The sequence below is a fragment of the Alteromonas sp. 5E99-2 genome, from assembly GCF_017368475.1.
Classification (GTDB): Bacteria; Pseudomonadota; Gammaproteobacteria; order Enterobacterales; family Alteromonadaceae; genus Alteromonas_F.
This window is the reverse complement of sequence record NZ_JAFNJE010000004.1, coordinates 59,060-77,829: the sequence shown is the minus strand read 5'-3', so window position 1 is coordinate 77,829 and position 18,770 is coordinate 59,060. Positions and strand designations below refer to the sequence as shown.

Below are 18,770 nucleotides of genomic sequence, written 5' to 3'. Positions count from 1 at the left end.
AAAAGGTGGGCATAGCCCGCCTTTTTTATTTTAAAGACGTACTTAATAAATGCGAGTTGAACTTTATAAAACAATGTAATGAAAAATATAGACGAATGGAATAAATACTGGCTGTCGAATAGCAATACACAATCGGTATTTACCGATCTTCATGGAGAAGGGTTTAAAGAATTATCTTTATATTGGAAAACAATTTTTAATAAACAAAATAAAAATAGTCGAATTGCAGATATTGGCTGTGGGACAGGGGCAATATTTTCTTGTATTGATGCTCTTGAGTCGTATCAATTAATGGGGATTGATTGTTCTTTTGAACCTTTGAACATATTAAGTTCTAAATTCCCAACAGTATCGACATTCCTAAATACTGAAAACCACCTTGAATCATGTGACTTACATAAGTTTACTACTGTAGTTAGTCAGTTTGGTGTTGAATATCTTGGGGTGGAGGTTTTTACAGGCATTCCTAGCTTACTATCATCAAATGCAAGCTTGTATACTTTAAGCCATATTCATGGTGGCCATATTCATTCTCGTTATTCTGCGGAATTAAAAGCGATATTGATTTTAACTAAATGTTCCTTGTATTCTAAAATTGAAGAATCCATAAAAGAATTGTTTGCGAATGGTGTCTCTGATTTATTATCGGAATTTTTGCTTTTTCTTGATGAAAATTATGATATTTGGTGTGGAGGCACGTTACATTTTGTTAATGGATTTAAGCAGTTAGTTGAACGTTTCAGGCAATATAATGAGTCTGATATTATACAATGGTTCAATGGTATAGATGCGCAACTTAAAGAGGCAATGAGTCGAATGTCAATAATGTGTGAAGCAGCTTTAAGAGAAAGTGATATCAAGAATATTATTAGTAAAACAAATCAACTAGGTGACTGGGATTATTCGCCATTTTTTATAAAAAATAAAGAGCTACCTGTAGCTTGGTCTATCACATTTAAAAAATATTAGTATGTTCAATCTTCAATATGCGTTATCGCAACATCAGCAAGGTGACTTTAATCAAGCGGAAATTGTATATCGCCAATTGTTTCTTGAAAATAAGGGCGATATTAATGTCAATTTATACCTTGGTGTTTTGTTATTACAAACGAAAAGAGCCCAAGAAGCTCTAGAGTTTTTACAACGCGCTTATGATTTTCAGCCAAAGAATAGTCAGATAATTTCTTCTTTAAGCGATTGTTTATTTGCGATTAATCGTGTTGAGGATGCAATTCGTATCATAGAAGCTGAAGCTGTAAACCATAGTGATTTAGCTATTAAGCATTTAGACTTATTGAATGCAAAAGGTGATGTTGAATTAAGCTTTATACAAAATAAATTCGAGATATATGAGTCAATATGGCCGACGAATTTATTATTAAAAACTAAGTTAGCAAGTATTGCAAAACAGAAAGGCGAGCTCATTTATGCAAAAAATATGTATGAGAGTATAATCAAATTAGCGCCTAATCGAAAATCATCACTTCATAACTTGGCCGTTGTTGAGCGCTTGTTAAAGAACCCTTCAAGAGCACTAGTTTATTTGAAAAAAGTTGCCTCACTCGGGGACGATTCTTTCCAGTTACACCATAATTTGGGTAATGCTTATACAGATGTCTCAAACTTAGTTGATGCCGTCAAACATTACAAGCTTGCTATTGAGCGTAATCCGCACTTTGAAGATAGTTATCGAAATTTGACGCAAATTTTGTTTGAACTGGGAGATGTTGAAGGGGCCATAAAACCATACCAAGAGGCGATGCAAAAAGGTCATGTAAGTGAAAGTTTAGTTTTAGGATATTGTGATAATTTGATTCAATTAAAACGTTACGATGCAGCATCCCAATTGATCGATAAATTTTATAGTCAATTGCATAATCAGGACGCGATACGTTTTCGTTTGGCGAAAATACAATTCGGACAAGGAAACTTATTGCTTGCGTCTGAAACCTTAGAAAATATAGTCTCCCTTCCAGCTAAGCAACTTTTGTGCATGTATAAATTACAGCTGGGAGATGCGAATAGTGCAAAAGAGTTGGCTTTAGAGTTAATAAGTGACAAAACGTATCGCGTAGTAGGGAAGGCTTATTACGCTGTTGCCCAACGTTTACTTGGTGAAAAAGAATACATTAAGAGTTTTTGTAACTATTCTAAGTTGGTTCAAACCTATGATCTTCCTATTAATTTCAATGGTTCAGAATCAAATGTCTTTTGCAATGAATTATCAGCCTACTTAAAAGCTATACATCAGACCAATTTAGCTCCTCTATTCCAAACATTAACGAGTGGTACACAAACTAAAGGCGATATACTTTCGAGTTCTAACTATCTTATTCAAAAGCTAAAAATGTTTTTTGATGAATGTATTAAAAGTTATGGATTAGGCTTGAATGAACTGTCTAGTGAACATGAATTTATCCCAAAACCATTTGATAATCATCAATTTGTAGCTTCATGGTCTATTTGTTTGAATGATAAAGGCTTCCATAGTTCCCATGTGCACCCTGAAGGAAACTTGAGTGCAGTTTTCTATGTGTCTCTCCCTGACGTTATTGGTGAAGAAAGTGACATGGGCCACCTTGTTTTTGGGAAACCTAACTTTGAAGTTCCGAGTAATTTAGAATACGAATACAAAATTAAGCCTAAAGTAGGAAGGTTGGTTGTATTTCCTTCGTATTGTTGGCACGGAACAATTCCTTTCTCATCGGATGAGCAAAGATTAACTATTGCTTTTGATATAATTTCAAAGGCTAATTAGAAATTATCGGATTAAGTTTACTTTAAATAAAAAGAGTACCTTGACTCGAGTCTTGTAATCGTGTGAATATTTGCACTGAACAAAAAAATAATATTAATAATATTTATAAATTTGCTTATTTAATAAGCGTTTTTTCAAAGGCCCTTAATAAAGCGTAATACTTTTTTAAGGATTAACAATAAATTAGTTGGGAACTATGTCCAATATGAGTAAAAGAACTCTCATTTCTTCTGCTGTAGTTAGCTCAGTAGTGCTTTTAAGTAGCTCAGTAGCATCTGCTGCGGAGCTCAAAGAGCTTCATTCAGAAGAAGCAAAAATTCATAACGCAGCGGTTAAATCTCAAGAAAAGATTAACGCTTTATTCGAACAATCCCAAGATTTGTTGATTGAGTATCGTGGTGTAGTAGATCAAACAGAAAACCTTAAGGTATATAACGATTACCTTGCAGGTTTGGTTGCAGATCAACAATTAGGTATTAATTCTCTTCAAGATCAAATTGACAGTATTGAAGAAACTAAACAAGGCATAGTGCCGTTAATGTTTAGAATGATTGATAGCCTAGAACAGTTTGTTAACCTAGATGTTCCTATCAAAAAGGTAGAACGTTTAGCACGTGTTGACCGTCTTCGCGACCTTATGGGTAATTCTGACGTAACGGTTTCAGAGCAATTCCGTCAGGTTATAGAAGCTTACTTGGTTGAAAATGAATATGGTACTAAGATCACATCTGAACAAGGTACTATCAATATTGCTGGAACAGACGTTACTGTAGAGTTTTTCAATCTTGGGCGTACTGCGCTTTTAGCCCTTTCACTAGACCAATCAAGTGCATGGGTATGGGACAATACTTCTCGTAGCTGGAATGAGTTAGGTGGTGAATATCTATCATCAGCTGTTAGTGCTGTCAGAATGGCAAATCAACAAATTCCATTCGACCTAATTAAATTGCCTATTCAAGCAGCGGAGTAATTGACGTGAAAGCAAAATTGAAATTTATAGCCGCAGCCGCTTCTCTAATGGTTGCATCTGCAGGCGCGGTAGCGCAAGAAGCGGGCACTCTTGAGCAGTTGCTAAATCAAGTGAAAAGCAATCGTGTTTCTGAAGCAAAAGTTAATGAACAGCGAGAAGCAGAGTTTCGTTCTGCACGTTCTGATAAACAAGCTTTATTACGCAAAGCGCAAGCTGCACTTAAAGCTGAAGAAGATCGAGGCACTCGCCTTAATAAGCAATTTGCTGCAAATGAAGTAACGCTTACAGAGAAAGCAACAGAGTTGGACCAAGCGCTGGGTACGTTGGGTGAAATGTTTGGTGTAGTTCGACAGGCATCATCTGAAGCTTATGGACGTATTTCCACATCTATAGTAAGTGCTGAATATAAAGGCCGTGGTGATTTTCTTGCTGAAATGGCATCTGAATCTAAGGGGCTACCTAAGCTAAAAGAGCTTGAAGATTTATGGTTCGCACTACAAACTGAAATGACTGAATCTGGCCAAGTTTCTAAATTCACTACGGAAGTAGTAAGTCTAGACGGTGGTACTGTTCAGCAAGAAGTGGTTCGTGTCGGTTCATTTAACCTAGTAAGTGAACAAGGTTATTTATCTTATGATGCTGAGAGTAAAAAAGTTCAGCCATTAGGACGTCAACCTGATTCTTACTTGGTGGCTACAGCTCAAAATTTGACTGATGCCTCTTCAGGTGTAATTCCTTTCTATGTAGATCCTTCAGCGGGTCAAATCTTAGGCTTGTTAAAACAAAAAGCGACAAATTTGGAACGTTTCCATAATGGTGGAACTCCAGGATATGTAATTACTGGAATGCTAGTAATTGGTCTTCTTATAGGTGTTTATAAAATTATTACGTTAACCTTAGTTGGAAGTAAAATTAAAGCACAGCTTAAGAATACAAATAATCCTTCGAGCGCTAACCCATTAGGTAGAATTCTTGCTGTTTATCATAGCAATAAAAATGTAGATGCGGAAAGCTTAGAACTTAAACTTGACGAAGCTATATTGAAAGAACTACCAAGTATTGATAGCGGTATTAATGTTATTAAGATTTTCGCAGCTATCGCGCCATTACTAGGTCTTCTTGGTACAGTTTTAGGTATGATTGAGACTTTCCAAACTATTACCTTGTTTGGTACAGGCGACCCTCGTCAAATGGCTGGAAGTATCTCAATGGCATTGGTAACAACAGCTCAAGGTATTATTGCAGCGCTACCTCTTATTCTTATGCATAGTTTCGTTGCATCACGTAGCAGATCAATTGTTCATGTTTTAGATGAGCAGACTGCTGGTGTAATCGCGGCTCACGCTGAGTCGGAGAAAGCATAATATGACAAGCCTTTACGGATTACTTGAATCTGTCAGGGGCTTTATCGCTACCGGTGGTGACGTGTTGTATTTCGTTGCTGCTGCGCTCTTTCTTATGTGGGTTTTAATGATTGAGCGCTACTGGTATCTTTTAGGTGAATTTCCAAAAGTGAGAAAAAACATCATCACTAGTTGGGAAGCCAGAGAAGATACCACGTCTTGGTATGCGCATAGAATCCGTGATCGTTGGATTTCGCAAGCGTCAGATGACTTGAATGCAAGAATGTTAATTATCAGAACGTTAATAGCTATGTGTCCTCTTATAGGATTATTAGGTACAGTAACTGGAATGATTAATGTTTTTGAGACCATGGCGACTCAAGGTACGAGTAACGCAAGGTTAATGGCATCTGGTATATCAATGGCGACGATCCCTACTATGGCTGGGATGGTTGCAGCATTGTCAGGCTTATTCATCAGCTCTCGTTTAGAGACAAGAGCTAAAATAGCACGTGATAAGCTTATAGACAGCTTGCCTCATCATTAGAGAGAAAGATTATGGCGCGTAAAGTCAGAACAGAAGAGGATGATGCAGAACTAGATATGACTCCTATGTTGGACGTTGTATTTATTATGTTGATCTTTTTCATTGTTACTACTGTTTTTGTTAAGGAAGCCGGAGTCGAGGTTAATAAGCCAGATGCTAGCCAAGCTTTCCTTCATAAGAACGCAAATATATTTATAGCAATAACGGAAGACGGTGACGTTTGGTTAGACAAGCGTTTAGTTGACTCAGATAGCGTTTTAGTTAATATGGAACGCCTTCTGAAAGAACAACCCACTGACTATGTGATTATCCAAGCGGATATCAAATCGAAACACGGTTTGGTAGTTGAAGTGATGGACCAAGTCAAAGCTGCTGGGATTGATCGCATTTCCGTTGCTGCGCGAGGTTAAGTAAATGAGAGTAATATTATCGATTTTTATCGGTGCTGCTTTCGCATTTGGACTGTTCGTTATGATGGCTAAGCTCATCGAATCATCGAACGGTCCCAATGATGAGATCCCTGAAGTGCCAGTGATTGATATCGTGATGCAGGAGCCGGACGATGAGACACAGACGCGTAATCGTGTTCCTCCTCCTCCTCCGCCTCCGCCACAGCAACCGCCTAAGGTACAGCCAACTGAACCGGATGCAGCTGAACCAGATTCAGATGGGTTTAGTCTGAATGTTCCAAGCGTTGATACAAGTGGTCTTGATATTAACTTAGGTGGTGTCGGTGCACTAAGACAAGATGGTGAAGCAACCCCTATTGTTCGTATTGAACCGAAATATCCGCCCCAAGCGGCTCGTGATGGTAAACAAGGTTGGGTAAGACTTTCCTTTACTATTAATGAGTTGGGTGGTGTTGACGATATCAAGGTTACAGATGCGGACCCGAAGCGCGTATTCGATAGAGAAGCGCGAAGAGCTTTGGCTAAGTGGAAGTACAAGCCAAAAATCGAAGGCGGTAAGGCAGTTAAACAATTTAATCAATCTGTCCAATTAGACTTTAAGTTGGAGAACTAGATATGACTAATTTATTTAAGCGTTCTGTGTTTTTTAATGCTGCATTAGGCATGGGGCTGTCGCTTTCTGCGATGTCTCTTTCTGCGCAAGAAAATGACACAGCAAACGCAGCGCCAGCTGTACCTGTTGGACCTGTCATTTGTCCAGGCTACAAGAAAGGTAAAACTAACTTACCTGGGCAAAGTGTAGGTAAAAAAGTTGCTGAAGCATTTGAAGCTTATAATGAAGATCGCATTAACGATGCTGTTGAAATTTTAGACGAGCTTTCGCCAAAAAATGAGTTTGATGCAGCTTATGTTAAGCGTTTCTTAGGAAATATTTTAGCAGGCGTTGAAGGTGAAGGTCAGCGGGCTTTAGGTCATTTGAAAGAGGCCGCTAATCCTAAAATTCTAAACGACAGTGAGCACGCAAGTTTGCTTAAATTGATTGGTGATTTAAGCATGCAAGAGCAAGAGTATGCTAGTGCAATTGACTATTACGCAAAGTGGGACGAATTTACTTGTAAAGAAGACCCAAATGTTTATACACGTATTGCCAATGCTAATTACCAGCTGAAAAAGTTTGCTGAAATCGTTGAACCTGCGAATAAAGCCATTGCGCTTTTTGAAAAGCCCAATAAGAATCCTTATGTACTGAAGCTTCAGGCATTCTACGAACGTAAAATGTATGAAGATGCTGTATTAGTTGCAGAAGATCTTGTTACGGTTTTTCCTGAAGATCCAAATTGGTGGACACAACTTGGTGCTTTCTACTTATCTACAGAAGATTATGATAGAGCATTGTCTACTTATGAAATTGCGTATAACGCAGGTTTCCTGAAAAAGAAAAGTCAAATTCAGACGCTTTCTCAGTTATACGGAGCAGTGGGTATACCAAGTAAATCAGCAAAGGTTCTTGTTGAAAACTTAAGTTCAGGCCTGCTTGAAAAGGATGAGCAAACACTTAGCCGTGTTGCAAATGCTTATCATCAAGCTAGAGAGTACATCAACGCAGCTAACTATTATGGTCAAGCAGCTAAGGTGGAAAACAATGCAGAGCTTAATAAAAAACAAGGTGACTTGTTGTTGATAGCTGAAGACTACAGTGGTGCCATTAAAGCGTATAAAGCTGCATTGAATGGTGGTTCTGAAGATGTAGGTGAATTGCACTATGCTTTAATGGAAGCTAACTTCCATAAAGGCGACTTTAAGCAAGCATTTGTTCACGTGACTGAAGCACAAAAACATAAAGAAGTTAGAAAAAATGCTAGAGCTTGGGTTTCATACATTGAAACTAAAGCTAAAAATAAAGGCATTAGACTTTAAATAAAAAGCTCCTTCGGGAGCTTTTTTCTTATCTGCTTTAAACTATTCCATTTCTATATTTAATTCCCAGTAGTAATAACAAAAACTCTCTTTAAGACTTTTGTAGAGCTTTTTCCTTCCGTTAATTTTAAAATCTTTGAGTAACTCTTGGTCTGTGGCTACGTCAATCCATCGACGTGTTAGTAGCTGACTGAAGTTCTTAGTCGGAGGTTGAACTTGCTTTATTCTATGTGTATTGGCCTCTAACCAGTATGATATTGCTTTGCCCATATGATTGTGGCTTCTTGAGTCATTGATATAGTCCAGAATCCGCTGCAAGAAAATTTCTTCAAGTCGCTCTATATTGCTACTTGTTAAGATTGTTTGTTCACATAGCTCGCTGATGGTCTCGTTTCTAAATTGCCTTGGTGACTCATAGACAAATAAATTAAGCAATAAAGCTTCATCCATGCCTACTCGAGGACGGATCGTTTTAACAACCGCTAACGATACCTCACCAGTTGATTTGTCTGCTACAGAGCCCAAATGAAATGGTGTGTAGCCATTTTGAATCCAAAAGCGAGTGGCATTATTACTTGCCGCAAACGATGCGCCCATAAGGTCTACTTTTTTAAAGTAAGCATGCTCTTCTATTTGCCGTAAAAATGCTGTTCCAAAACCCTTGTTTTGTAACTGGGGAGATACCGCAATACGATTTATACGCCAAATTTTCCTCGTGAGAATAGTGTCGTCACTCAAATGCAAGCTTAACTTTTGTGCTAACAGATGGCCTTTTGCTCTGCGCGCACCGCTGGCAATATCTTGAGCAAGAGATTGTAAGCGATTCCCGCCTTCTTCTATTACAATAGCAACGCCAATAAGGCTGTTGTTTTGGTAAAGTACAATAAAAAAATTATCCGGTGAATCTAAAGTGCGGATTATGTCTTCTGGCGTTGTTTGATAGTGGGCTAACGATAAAATTGAAAACCACTGACGAAGTTTCTCAGCCGAGACATCCTGTTTATTTTTAATGATTTCTATGTGCGGGCTACATTCTTTATTAGGTTTAACTTCAACATTATGAATTGTTGAATTTAGCAAGAATAAACAGTCTAGGTGTAATTCCAACGAATCTCCGCTGCAGTAGCGCAAGGGTTGGTGCAAGGTTATTTCACGTATTTGCGAGCTTTTATTTTTGAGTTTTGGTAATAGTTTGTATTTGAAACCAGTCGCTGTGCCTTCATAGCCTTCAGTGGTGGTGGCCAAAATATATTGGTTGCAGCTCCTAGTGAGCCGCAGCACCTCTTTTATTGGGAGACTTGCAGCTTCATCGATAAGTAACAGATCTGACGAGTCTAACAATTCCGGGGAGTCAGGTGCGTACCATTTCACCTGCTTTTTGTTAGCTACATGTTTAAATATACTGGTAGCATTGGATTTTAACGAAGTACATACATAAACGGTTCTACCTTCATTTACATAATAGTCTGCAATTAGACCCAGAAGAGCAGATTTACCTCTGCCCCTTCTCGCGGTTATCACTGCATTTTCGTTCTGTTTTAAGTTAGACAAAATTGAAAATGCGTTTTGTTGATCGCCACTTGCGAAAGGCGGCTCGAAGTTTAATTCTTTCGGATTTTCTACCGGCTTGTTACAAGGTGAAAACACAAGGTTTTTATCTTGTTCGTAAACAAAAACGTCTTCTGCCTTAGAAATCATTTCTTGCCAGCGTTCTATGAATAAACTGTGCTCTAAGCTATATCCATGACTAATCAGATTTGATTGCATTAATGCCGTTGCTGATGGCCACTGTGACCATCTAGGGCAGCACACTACCAATACACCATTTTCCTTGATTGTACCGGATAGCGCTAACAGCGCACTTGGGCTTATGCCATTTTGAGCGTCATATAGTCCAATCAAGCACTCTTGCCCTAGTAGCTTTTTAAATTGCTTAGTGGGAACGCCTCGTGTGGTGAACACACTAGTGTCACCTACCCAAATAGATTTTCCCTCAGTACTTTGACTAAGTCGTATGGCTTGTTCGTCAGTCCAGACTTTGTCACCGCTGAGTAATATTAACTTTCGGTGGTATTGGCCTTGTTGTCTTTCGTTGAACCAGTTTTCCCAGAGATACAATGGAATATTCGCGTATAATAAAAAGTATGTGTAGTTTATCTGTATGCAAAGAGGAATTCGAATGCGATTTTTATCTCGTCGGCTAGTGATGCCCAGTGATTTAAATTATGCCAATGCGCTATTCGGTGGTAGAGCACTAGAATGGATTGATGAAGAAGCAGCGATTTATGCAATTTGCCAACTTGGAACAAACTGTTTAGTCACTAAACATATTAGTGAAATTAGCTTCGAATCGCCGGCAAAACAAGGTGATATTGTTGAATTTGGCTTAGAAACAAAAAGGGTAGGGCGTAGCTCTATAACGGTTAGATGTTTGGTTCGTAACAACGCAACTAAAACAACGATATGTTTAGCTGAAGAAATTGTGTTTGTTAAAATAAACCCTGATACAGGTAAGCCTGAAGCCCATCATAAGACTCTTGAAACCTTACAAAATCAAGCGCTGTATGGTGATGGTTTAAAAATGACCGAATAAAATGAAATATGCACCCCATTTTATATAGGGTGCATGTTTTCCTTTTAAGAGGTTAGAACTCGTAGTTTACGTTTATACCTACAATTCTAGGCTCACCAAACTGATAATAAGGTTCTGGTGCATAGCCATTACTTGGGTTATTACCAAACTCATTACTAAAGAAAAATCCGCGAGTTTGAACATCTTGGTCGGTTAAGTTTCTACCCCAAATCGCAAACTCCCAGTTATCAAGTTGATAAGTTAGGCGAATATTCAGTAGCTCATATGCGTCTGCACGGTCATTATGACCATTCGAGAAGAAATATTCGTCTTTACCTTCTACTTCAATATTTAAAGTTAATGCGTCGCTCAGGTAAACATCAGTACCTACTGTAAATTGATAAGTCGGGGCTTGTGCTATATCTCTGCCTTCAAGGTTTATTGGTGCTAATGCGGTACGGGCATCAACATGAGAGAAGGTTTCGAAATCGTCAAACTCAGCGTCGAGTAAACCAAGACTAGTGTAAATGCTAAAGTAATCTGAAACGGCGTAAACTGCCTCAAACTCCAGTCCCATAGCGGTTGCCGCAGCGTTATCTAAAAACTCATCAAATGAGAAGTCATCTGAGTTAAAGATAGACTGACTGACCTGAGCATCATCTCTATCTTGGTAAAATACAGACAGTTGTGATTGCAGTTTGTCGTTAAACCAGCTGCCTTTAACACCTAACTCTAGGTTTACCAATGTTTCGGTACCGAATTGAAATGTGCTTTGAGGTATAAAGTCATTGCGTTCTGCTGCTGAAATTATTTGCCCGTTTACACCGCCGGCTTTGAAGCCACGAGACAATAAACCGTAAACCAAAGTGTCGTCGGCTAAGCGATATTCTAGTACTATCTTACCGCCCCATAATGTTTCGCTAACTGAGCTATCTACACCTGTTGAGTCAGTATATTCTGCGTCACGGTATTCAACGCGTAAGCCTGTGATCAGGTTCCAGCGCTCATTCAATTGGGTATCTAACTGACCATAAATCGCAGTATTACTGGTGTCGAAGTCATTGGAAAAAGCACCATCAAATGCTAAGTCGGAAGAGCGAATACGAAACAGATCTTCTGTTTCTGTTCTTGAATAGATACCTGCTACCCACGTGGTTTTTCCAGCAAAAATATTATGTCCTTCTGAAGATATCGCGCGTAAATCAAAAGTAAAGTTATCTCGCTCTCTATCAAAGCTGTCTGCTGAACTGAAGGGAAACAAATCGTCAGAAAATGCGCCAATAAAGCTCCAGTCTTCATCAAAGCTATATAAACTGTCAGTGGTTGCACCGCTGACAGTTGCTTCAAGGTTGAATGCTTCGGCTCCTGTCCAAACTGTGTTTATAGCTCCTGCAAAGGAGCGCTGTGTATCTTGACCAGGTTGATCGGATTGGGTCACTCGATTGTTATCTAATGAGAATGCGTCATAGCCATTGTCAGCGTTTAGATATAACCCAGTAAGGTTTACTGTCAAATCGTCGTTAACTGCGATTTTCAGCTTTCCTCTTAGTGTGGTTTCATCGATGTTGTTTGTGTCATCTCTGTTTAAAAAGCTGTTTTCGGTAAATCCATCGCTTTTTAGCGTTTGCACGGCAACGCGATAACCGATTTTTTCACCAATAGGTCCGCTAACCACACCGTCGATAACTTGACCACCGAATTCGGATAGCTCAACGCCAATTTTTGCATAGAGCGCATCAGTAGGATCGTTTGTTTTTAAATTGATAAGGCCAGCCAGTGCGTTTGCACCGTACAAGGTTCCTTGAGGGCCTCTAAACACTTCTACTTGTTGAACATCAAGTGTATTTGCTGCTAAACCTAGACCAGTAAAGTCGATACCATCAATAACCAAACCCACTGAAGGGTTGACTGGGTCAATAAACTGACTTCGCTCACCAATGCCTCTAATTTGAAAAAAGCGGCCTCTTGATGCGCCAGCAGTAATGTTTACATTGGGGGCAAAATTCAACAATTGCTCGATGTGGTTAGCGCCTCGGCGTTCAATGACATTTTTGTCTAAAACACTGACACTGCTTGATAAATCAAGTAGGCTGTCATCTCTAAATTCAGCGGTAACAACAATACGCTCTACGTCTGCTTCATCAATTGTCTCATTGGCGAAAGACAGGGCAGGAGACAGGGCAACTGCAAGGCAGCAGCTTAAATAACGTTTATGATATTTCATGTGGATCTCTTCAAATAAAAATAGAAAAGATTCGGTTTTGCGGCAGTGCAATGGAAGAAAAACTATTGACCATTCCTACGCCGGTATTATCCGGATCAGGTATAAGGGTTCTAGCACAGCTAGTCTCAGCCTCCGTTAAAAGAGACACCCCTTGGTTCGTTGAGTTAACTCAACGCGGCGAGATTTTAACAATACCCGAGGTGACTGCAAGGAAAAAGTTCAATTGTTTTTTAGATTAATTTCAATAGTGATCATAACGTTCGATTATAGTGGGGGATTCAAGTGTTGTTTGGTAGCATAAAAGTTGAATGATATTATGCAATGGGTACTAAACTGTACAAGGCGCTGATTAATTATAGGAAAAATCTATGAAAGTTATGGTTGAACTATCGCTTTACCCGCTAGTCAATGAGTATATTGAACCAATAAAGTCGTTTATTGATAGATTGAACTCATACAGTGATATTCAAGTTGAAACTTGTTCAACAAGCACACAAGTCTCAGGAGATTATCAGCAAGTTGTTGCTATATTAGGTACAGAAATGCAGCGTACCCATGAAGAAGTCGGCCAAGCAATATTCGTTGCAAAATTTCTTAATTTTGATGTTATGGAAGCGAGAAAGAAAGCGAAAATATAATTAAGTCGGTGGTTTTATACGAGGCGTTATATGACTATATCGAACGATGAAAAAAAGATTTTTTTACAGGTATTGAAGAAATCGCCATTAAGAATTGGTAAGAATACAGTGTTTACTTTAATGCCTGTTCAGTCTACTCATAGGATTTATACCTTTGAGGCCGAAAATAAAACCTATGTTATAAAAAAATTCATCGAAGAATCTTTTACTCAGTTAAATCGACCGGCAATATTCAATGCTCAAAAGGACCTTGCAAGCCAAGGTTTTGCTCCAATGCCTGTGTGGATTGACTGTGCAAATGGAGTTTGGGTAGAAGAGTATGTATCCAGTCAAAACGTTGTTTTTAAACCTGCACAAAATCAAAGCCTTTTAGGGACGGTTTTAGCTGAGCTACACACCATAAAAATCGACTCTAAATTGATTTTACATATTGATTTGCCTGCTCAATGGCAACATTACCTTGAACATTTAAGTCAAAGTGAGCAAGAAAAGTGGCTCCATGATATTGAGCAAGGCACTGACGATTATAATAAATTGTTTGACACAGAACCTCGAGTTTTATGCCATAACGACTTGTCTTTAGGGCATATATTATCCCACGCCCCCTTAATAGTGGTTGATTGGGAGTATCTTGCATGGGGAAACCGCTATTTTGATATCGCATCGGCAATTTCTATAAACCAAATACCCTTAAGCCAGGCTCATCAGGTGATTGAAAGTTACGCAGAAAAACTAGGAAGAAGCGCACAAGAAGTGTTCAATTATGTTCAAGCGATGAAATTATGTACACAAATTACAAATGGTTTATGGTACGAGGCTAAAAATGCTTTACCTTTATAACTTCATACGTATAATTCACCACCTCGTTAGGGGTGTAGTTCGAATTGGTAGAACAGCGGTCTCCAAAACCGATGGTTGGGGGTTCGAGTCCCTCCACCCCTGCCACTTTTTTTAAGTACTCTTTGTTTACTCATGTTAAGTGATTATCAACACGCTTTATTGAAACAAATGGGAATTGTTGTGTTTGAGACACAGCAGCACAAAGATGCTAAAGAAAAAGTGCAGTCTTGTGATGTGCTACCAGCTCAAAATATTGATCCTATTCAATCACTCCGTTCATCTGTAAAGTCAAAAGATGTTCCTAAAAATACCATTCAGAAGCGGCCAGAAGTTCCAGTATCAAACGTTGAACAAGTTATTAAGCTTACAGAAACTAGCTCACCAGTCATTACCGATATTCAGACTTTTTTCGAAGACATCAATATGGCACTACCTAATACTAAGGAATGGCAGGTCGATGATTCAAAGCCTATATTGTTTTCCTCATCGCTTGTGTCTGTGCCATTTCAATTAACTGCTTTATCAGCATCGCAAAAGAAAAGTTTATGGAAAGCGATGTGTAAATGTGCTGAGCCTGTGGCGTGATTGAGCTACATATCGTTTCTGTTGGTCAGGAAGCGCAGATTGAAGAATGTTTTTTAATTCACCAAGAAAGCCAGCCATACCCGTGGTCGAAAAAGGTTTTTTTCGATATGGTAAGCGAACCCTACACCCTTTATATCGCATCAGATACAAGTAACTCGATTATTGCCTATGCCATTACTTTACAGGTATTAGATGAAATCACACTAATGGATATAGCCGTACATCAGAGCGCTAGAAATAAAGGCATTGGTACCGATTTCTTAAAACAGGTTATTGGGCAATTCGATACCCAATCTACCAGACAGTGTTTTTTGGAAGTGCGAGCAGCTAACATTACCGCAATTCGTGTTTATCAGAAGTTAGGTTTTAGCGAAGTAGGCAAACGAGCGAGTTATTATCCTGGTGTGAATGACCCTAAAATCCGAGAAAGTGCATTAATTATGAGCTTAGTATTGTAGGGCTCTTAGTCATGACTTGTTTGAATAATATCTATTTTTACTATCTGTAGTAATTTTGATAAGCAAAAGTTCATCATTTTCGGTAGAATACCGCGCTTTTAATAGCGCAACTGTATTGGCTAATTGTGTGGTGGGTAAATTGTTTTCAAAAGGTTTTCAAATATGAGTGGTAGTAGTTTTATCGAAGAAATTAATAAGCGACGGACTTTTGCTATCATCTCTCACCCAGATGCAGGTAAAACCACCATTACTGAGAAAGTGCTACTTTTTGGAAATGCGCTTCAAACTGCTGGAACGGTAAAAGGTAAAAAATCTGGGCAGCACGCAAAGTCTGACTGGATGGAAATGGAAAAAGAGCGAGGTATATCAGTAACTACCTCGGTGATGCAGTTTCCTTATGGCGATAGTTTAGTTAACTTACTTGATACCCCAGGACACGAAGACTTTTCGGAAGATACCTACAGAACACTGACTGCCGTTGATTCCTGTTTAATGGTTATCGATGCAGCGAAAGGGGTTGAAGATCGCACCCGTAAGCTGATGGAAGTAACACGTCTGCGCGACACGCCTATTGTTACTTTCATGAATAAATTAGACCGAGATATTCGCGATCCTCTGGAATTACTTGATGAAGTTGAAACAGAGCTAGATATCTTATGCGCCCCTATTACCTGGCCTATTGGCTGTGGAAAGCTGTTTAAAGGCGTCTATCACATTCAACGTGATGAAACCTTGTTGTACCAATCGGGACAGGGTCATACCATACAAGAACTACGCGTTATTAAAGGATTAGACAACCCTGAGCTTGATGAAAAAGTCGGGTCTGATTTAGCGCAACAATTACGCGACGAATTAGAGCTCGTTACGGGCGCGTCAAACGAATTTGATGTGGAGCTGTTTAATGAAGGTCAGCTCACCCCTGTGTTCTTTGGAACTGCATTGGGTAATTTTGGTGTAGACCATATGTTAGATGGTCTAACGGAATGGGCTCCTGCGCCTCAGGGGCGAGATACAAATGATGGGCGCATAGACTCAGACAATGATAAGTTCAGTGGTTTTGTATTTAAAATACAAGCGAATATGGACCCCAAACACCGAGACCGTATTGCGTTTTGTCGTATTGTTTCTGGTAAGTATGAAAAAGGCATGAAAATGCGTCATACCAGAATAGGTAAAGACGTACGTATTTCTGATGCACTTACGTTTCTTGCGGGGGATCGAGCGTTACTAGAAGAAGCTTATGCAGGAGACATTATCGGTTTGCATAACCACGGTTCTATTCGTATTGGCGACACCTTTACTTCTGGTGATGATTACCGTTTTACCGGAATACCAAACTTTGCGCCTGAGATGTTTAAGCGCATTCGGTTAAAAGATCCATTAAAGCAAAAACAATTGCAAAAAGGCTTAATTCAGCTATCCGAAGAAGGTGCCGTGCAAGTCTTTAGACCATTAATTAATAATGATTTAATAGTTGGTGCCGTAGGTGTTCTGCAATTCGACGTTGTTGTAGCTAGGCTTAAATCTGAATATAAAGTTGATGCGATATACGAGCATATCAATGTCGCTTCGGCCCGCTGGGTATATGGCGACGAGCGAAAAGTGGATGAATTCCGACGTAAAGCTGAGCAAAACCTAGCTTTAGATGGCGGCGATAACTTAACTTATATTGCGCCCACTCGAGTTAATTTGCAGTTAGCACAAGAACGCTACCCTGATATCGAATTCGCAACGACTCGCGAGCACTAAGAGAACAATTTTAATGAATATACATACTTTACTCGTTGAGCGCTTTAGCGCTGCGTTAGCCGCAATGAACATTGAAAACCCAGTTGTACCCGTTGCGAAAAATACCCGCCCTGGGTTTGGTGACTATCAATTTAATGGGGCTATGGCGTTAGCAAAAAAATTAAAAAAAGCGCCTCGTGATATTGCAGAGCTTATCGTTGATGCGGTGGAACTCGATGACGTGGTTGAAAAGCTCGACATTGCAGGGCCTGGGTTTATCAATATTTTTCTTAAAGATAGCTTCGTTGCAGCGTCTGCGATAGATGCGCTGAATGATGAAAGATTAAACGTCGCTAAACAAGAATCAAAGAAAGTTGTTGTTGATTATTCAGCTCCAAATTTAGCGAAAGAAATGCATGTAGGACACCTGAGAAGTACGATAATTGGTGATGCTGTAGTCAAAACCCTCGAATTTTTAGGCCATGATGTGATTAGACAAAATCACATGGGTGATTGGGGCACACAATTTGGCATGCTGTTGGCCCATTTAAGCGACACCTTGGCTGAAGACGCAATTGCTGAAAAAGCGCTGAGCGATTTAGAAGACTTTTATCGCGCAGCGAAAGTTCGTTTTGATAATGAAGAAGGCTTTGCTGACAGAGCAAGAGAATATGTTGTTCGTTTGCAACAAGGCGATGAAGGCTGTAAAGCCTTGTGGCAACAGTTCATTGATATCTCCATTCAACATTCTGAAGATGTGTATGACTACCTCAACGTGTCGCTAACGCGAGATGATATTATGGGAGAAAGTGCCTACAACCACGATTTAAACGATGTTGTAACAGAGCTAAAAGCAAGTGGAATTGCAGTAGAAGACCAAGGTGCTCAAGTTGTCTTTTTACCTGAATTGGCAGACAAAGAAGGTAAGCCGGCAGTTTATATTATACAAAAATCCGGTGGCGGATTTTTGTATGCAACAACAGATTTAGCGGCGATTCGTTATCGCAACAACACATTGAATGCTGACAGAACCCTTATCTTTACTGATGCAAGACAAGCTTTGCATTTCAAACAAACCGAAATTGTTGCAAGAAAAGCGGAATTTATCGCTCCTGAACAAAGTTATGAGCATTGTCCCTTTGGTATGATGTTAGGCAAAGACGGTAAACCTTTCAAAACCCGCACCGGCGGCACAGTCAAATTGGCTGACCTGTTAAAAGAAGCTGTGCAACGAGCAAGTGATTTGATTGCCGAGCGCGACAATGACATGTCGGACGAAGAAAAAACCACTGTTGCCAATGATATTGGTATTGGCGCAATTAAATATGCCGACCTCAGTAAACATCGTACGACGGATTATGTCTTTGATTGGGACTCTATGTTGTCATTTGAAGGTAATACTGCACCTTATTTACAGTATGCCTATACTCGAGTGAATAGCGTTTTAACTAAATCTGGTATAGATACAAGTACATTAGGCTCTAACAACTTGGTGTTAGAACATGAGAAAGAACGTGAATTAGCCATATTACTTCTTCAGTTTAGTGAAGTCATTGAAACCCTAGCGCGAGATGCAACGCCGCATCTTCTGTGTACCTATTTGTACGATGTAGCTAGCGCGCTAATGTCATTCTATGAAGCGTGTCCTATTCTAAAAGAAGGTGTGAGTGAGCAAGAAAAAGCAAGTCGTTTAGCGCTCATCGCATTAGTAGCCAAGACCTTATCTAAAGGCCTAGAGCTACTTGGAATTGAAACACTAGAGCGGATGTAAGCGTAACGA

Annotated in this window: 17 protein-coding genes, 1 tRNA gene and 1 riboswitch; of the genes, 16 read left to right on the top strand and 2 right to left on the bottom strand. The window is 39.4% G+C overall.

From position 1 onward, the window contains the following. Positions 1–78: 78 nt before the first annotated feature. From J3L16_RS05700 to J3L16_RS05665, 8 genes are all read left to right on the top strand, one after another. Entirely contained in the window at positions 79–969 is an 891-nt protein-coding gene (locus J3L16_RS05700) for a hypothetical protein (RefSeq protein WP_207611936.1), read from the top strand. Between the two features lies 1 nt (position 970). Continuing rightward, positions 971–2,758, top strand: coding sequence for a putative 2OG-Fe(II) oxygenase (locus J3L16_RS05695; protein ID WP_207611935.1), 1,788 nt, complete (start codon positions 971–973; stop codon positions 2,756–2,758). A 205-nt stretch (positions 2,759–2,963) separates the two neighbouring features. Next, the gene (locus J3L16_RS05690) at positions 2,964–3,728 is read left to right on the top strand and encodes a DUF3450 domain-containing protein (protein ID WP_207611934.1); all 765 of its coding nucleotides are present in this window, start codon (positions 2,964–2,966) and stop codon (positions 3,726–3,728) included. Between the two features lie 5 nt (positions 3,729–3,733). Then, complete coding sequence (locus J3L16_RS05685) at positions 3,734–5,092, top strand: MotA/TolQ/ExbB proton channel family protein (protein ID WP_207611933.1); 1,359 nt, start codon at positions 3,734–3,736, stop codon at positions 5,090–5,092. A gap of 1 nt (position 5,093) precedes the next feature. Beyond that, positions 5,094–5,618, top strand: a complete 525-nt coding sequence (locus tag J3L16_RS05680) for a MotA/TolQ/ExbB proton channel family protein (RefSeq protein ID WP_207611932.1) — start codon at positions 5,094–5,096, stop codon at positions 5,616–5,618. Positions 5,619–5,629: 11 nt separating this feature from the next. Further along, positions 5,630–6,028, top strand: a complete 399-nt coding sequence (locus J3L16_RS05675) for a biopolymer transporter ExbD (protein ID WP_207611931.1) — start codon at positions 5,630–5,632, stop codon at positions 6,026–6,028. 4 nt (positions 6,029–6,032) lie between these two features. Further along, positions 6,033–6,641, top strand: coding sequence for an energy transducer TonB (locus J3L16_RS05670; RefSeq protein WP_207611930.1), 609 nt, complete (start codon positions 6,033–6,035; stop codon positions 6,639–6,641). A gap of 2 nt (positions 6,642–6,643) precedes the next feature. Then, entirely contained in the window at positions 6,644–7,945 is a 1,302-nt protein-coding gene (locus tag J3L16_RS05665; protein ID WP_207611929.1) for a tetratricopeptide repeat protein, read from the top strand. A 42-nt stretch (positions 7,946–7,987) separates the two neighbouring features. Here J3L16_RS05665 and J3L16_RS05660 read toward each other — a convergent pair whose 3' ends face one another. Beyond that, on the bottom strand, positions 7,988–10,063 hold the full coding sequence (locus J3L16_RS05660; protein WP_207611928.1) for a GNAT family N-acetyltransferase: 2,076 nt from the start codon (positions 10,061–10,063) through the stop codon (positions 7,988–7,990). Positions 10,064–10,124: 61 nt separating this feature from the next. On the opposite strand from J3L16_RS05660, the gene J3L16_RS05655 reads away from it, so the two are divergent. Further along, positions 10,125–10,538 (top strand): hotdog domain-containing protein, encoded by a 414-nt coding sequence (locus J3L16_RS05655; RefSeq protein ID WP_207611927.1) that lies wholly within the window; start codon positions 10,125–10,127, stop codon positions 10,536–10,538. Between the two features lie 52 nt (positions 10,539–10,590). On the opposite strand, the gene J3L16_RS05650 is transcribed toward J3L16_RS05655, so the two are convergent. Further along, positions 10,591–12,741: a TonB-dependent receptor gene (locus J3L16_RS05650; protein WP_207611926.1), complete on the bottom strand. Its 2,151-nt coding sequence runs from the start codon at positions 12,739–12,741 to the stop codon at positions 10,591–10,593. Positions 12,742–12,796: 55 nt separating this feature from the next. Further along, positions 12,797–12,903: riboswitch (TPP riboswitch) on the bottom strand. 206 nt (positions 12,904–13,109) lie between these two features. Here J3L16_RS05650 and J3L16_RS05645 point away from each other — a divergent pair. From J3L16_RS05645 to argS, 7 genes are all read left to right on the top strand, one after another. Then, positions 13,110–13,379 (top strand): YkoF family thiamine/hydroxymethylpyrimidine-binding protein, encoded by a 270-nt coding sequence (locus tag J3L16_RS05645; RefSeq protein ID WP_207611925.1) that lies wholly within the window; start codon positions 13,110–13,112, stop codon positions 13,377–13,379. Positions 13,380–13,409: 30 nt separating this feature from the next. Beyond that, a complete protein-coding gene (locus tag J3L16_RS05640) occupies positions 13,410–14,219 on the top strand; it encodes a phosphotransferase (RefSeq protein WP_207611924.1) in 810 nt (269 codons plus the stop codon). A gap of 28 nt (positions 14,220–14,247) precedes the next feature. Beyond that, a tRNA-Trp gene (locus tag J3L16_RS05635) sits at positions 14,248–14,324 on the top strand. A 75-nt stretch (positions 14,325–14,399) separates the two neighbouring features. Next, the gene (locus J3L16_RS05630; RefSeq protein WP_207611923.1) at positions 14,400–14,804 is read left to right on the top strand and encodes a hypothetical protein; all 405 of its coding nucleotides are present in this window, start codon (positions 14,400–14,402) and stop codon (positions 14,802–14,804) included. After that, complete coding sequence (gene rimI, locus J3L16_RS05625) at positions 14,801–15,262, top strand: ribosomal protein S18-alanine N-acetyltransferase (RefSeq protein ID WP_207611922.1); 462 nt, start codon at positions 14,801–14,803, stop codon at positions 15,260–15,262. Before J3L16_RS05630 ends, rimI begins: the two co-directional genes overlap by 4 nt. A 162-nt stretch (positions 15,263–15,424) precedes the next feature. Beyond that, positions 15,425–17,011 carry a peptide chain release factor 3 gene (gene prfC, locus J3L16_RS05620; RefSeq protein ID WP_207611921.1) on the top strand — a complete coding sequence of 529 codons (1,587 nt, stop codon included), beginning with the start codon at positions 15,425–15,427 and terminating at the stop codon, positions 17,009–17,011. 13 nt (positions 17,012–17,024) lie between these two features. After that, positions 17,025–18,761: an arginine--tRNA ligase gene (gene argS, locus J3L16_RS05615; protein ID WP_207611920.1), complete on the top strand. Its 1,737-nt coding sequence runs from the start codon at positions 17,025–17,027 to the stop codon at positions 18,759–18,761. Positions 18,762–18,770 lie beyond the last annotated feature (9 nt).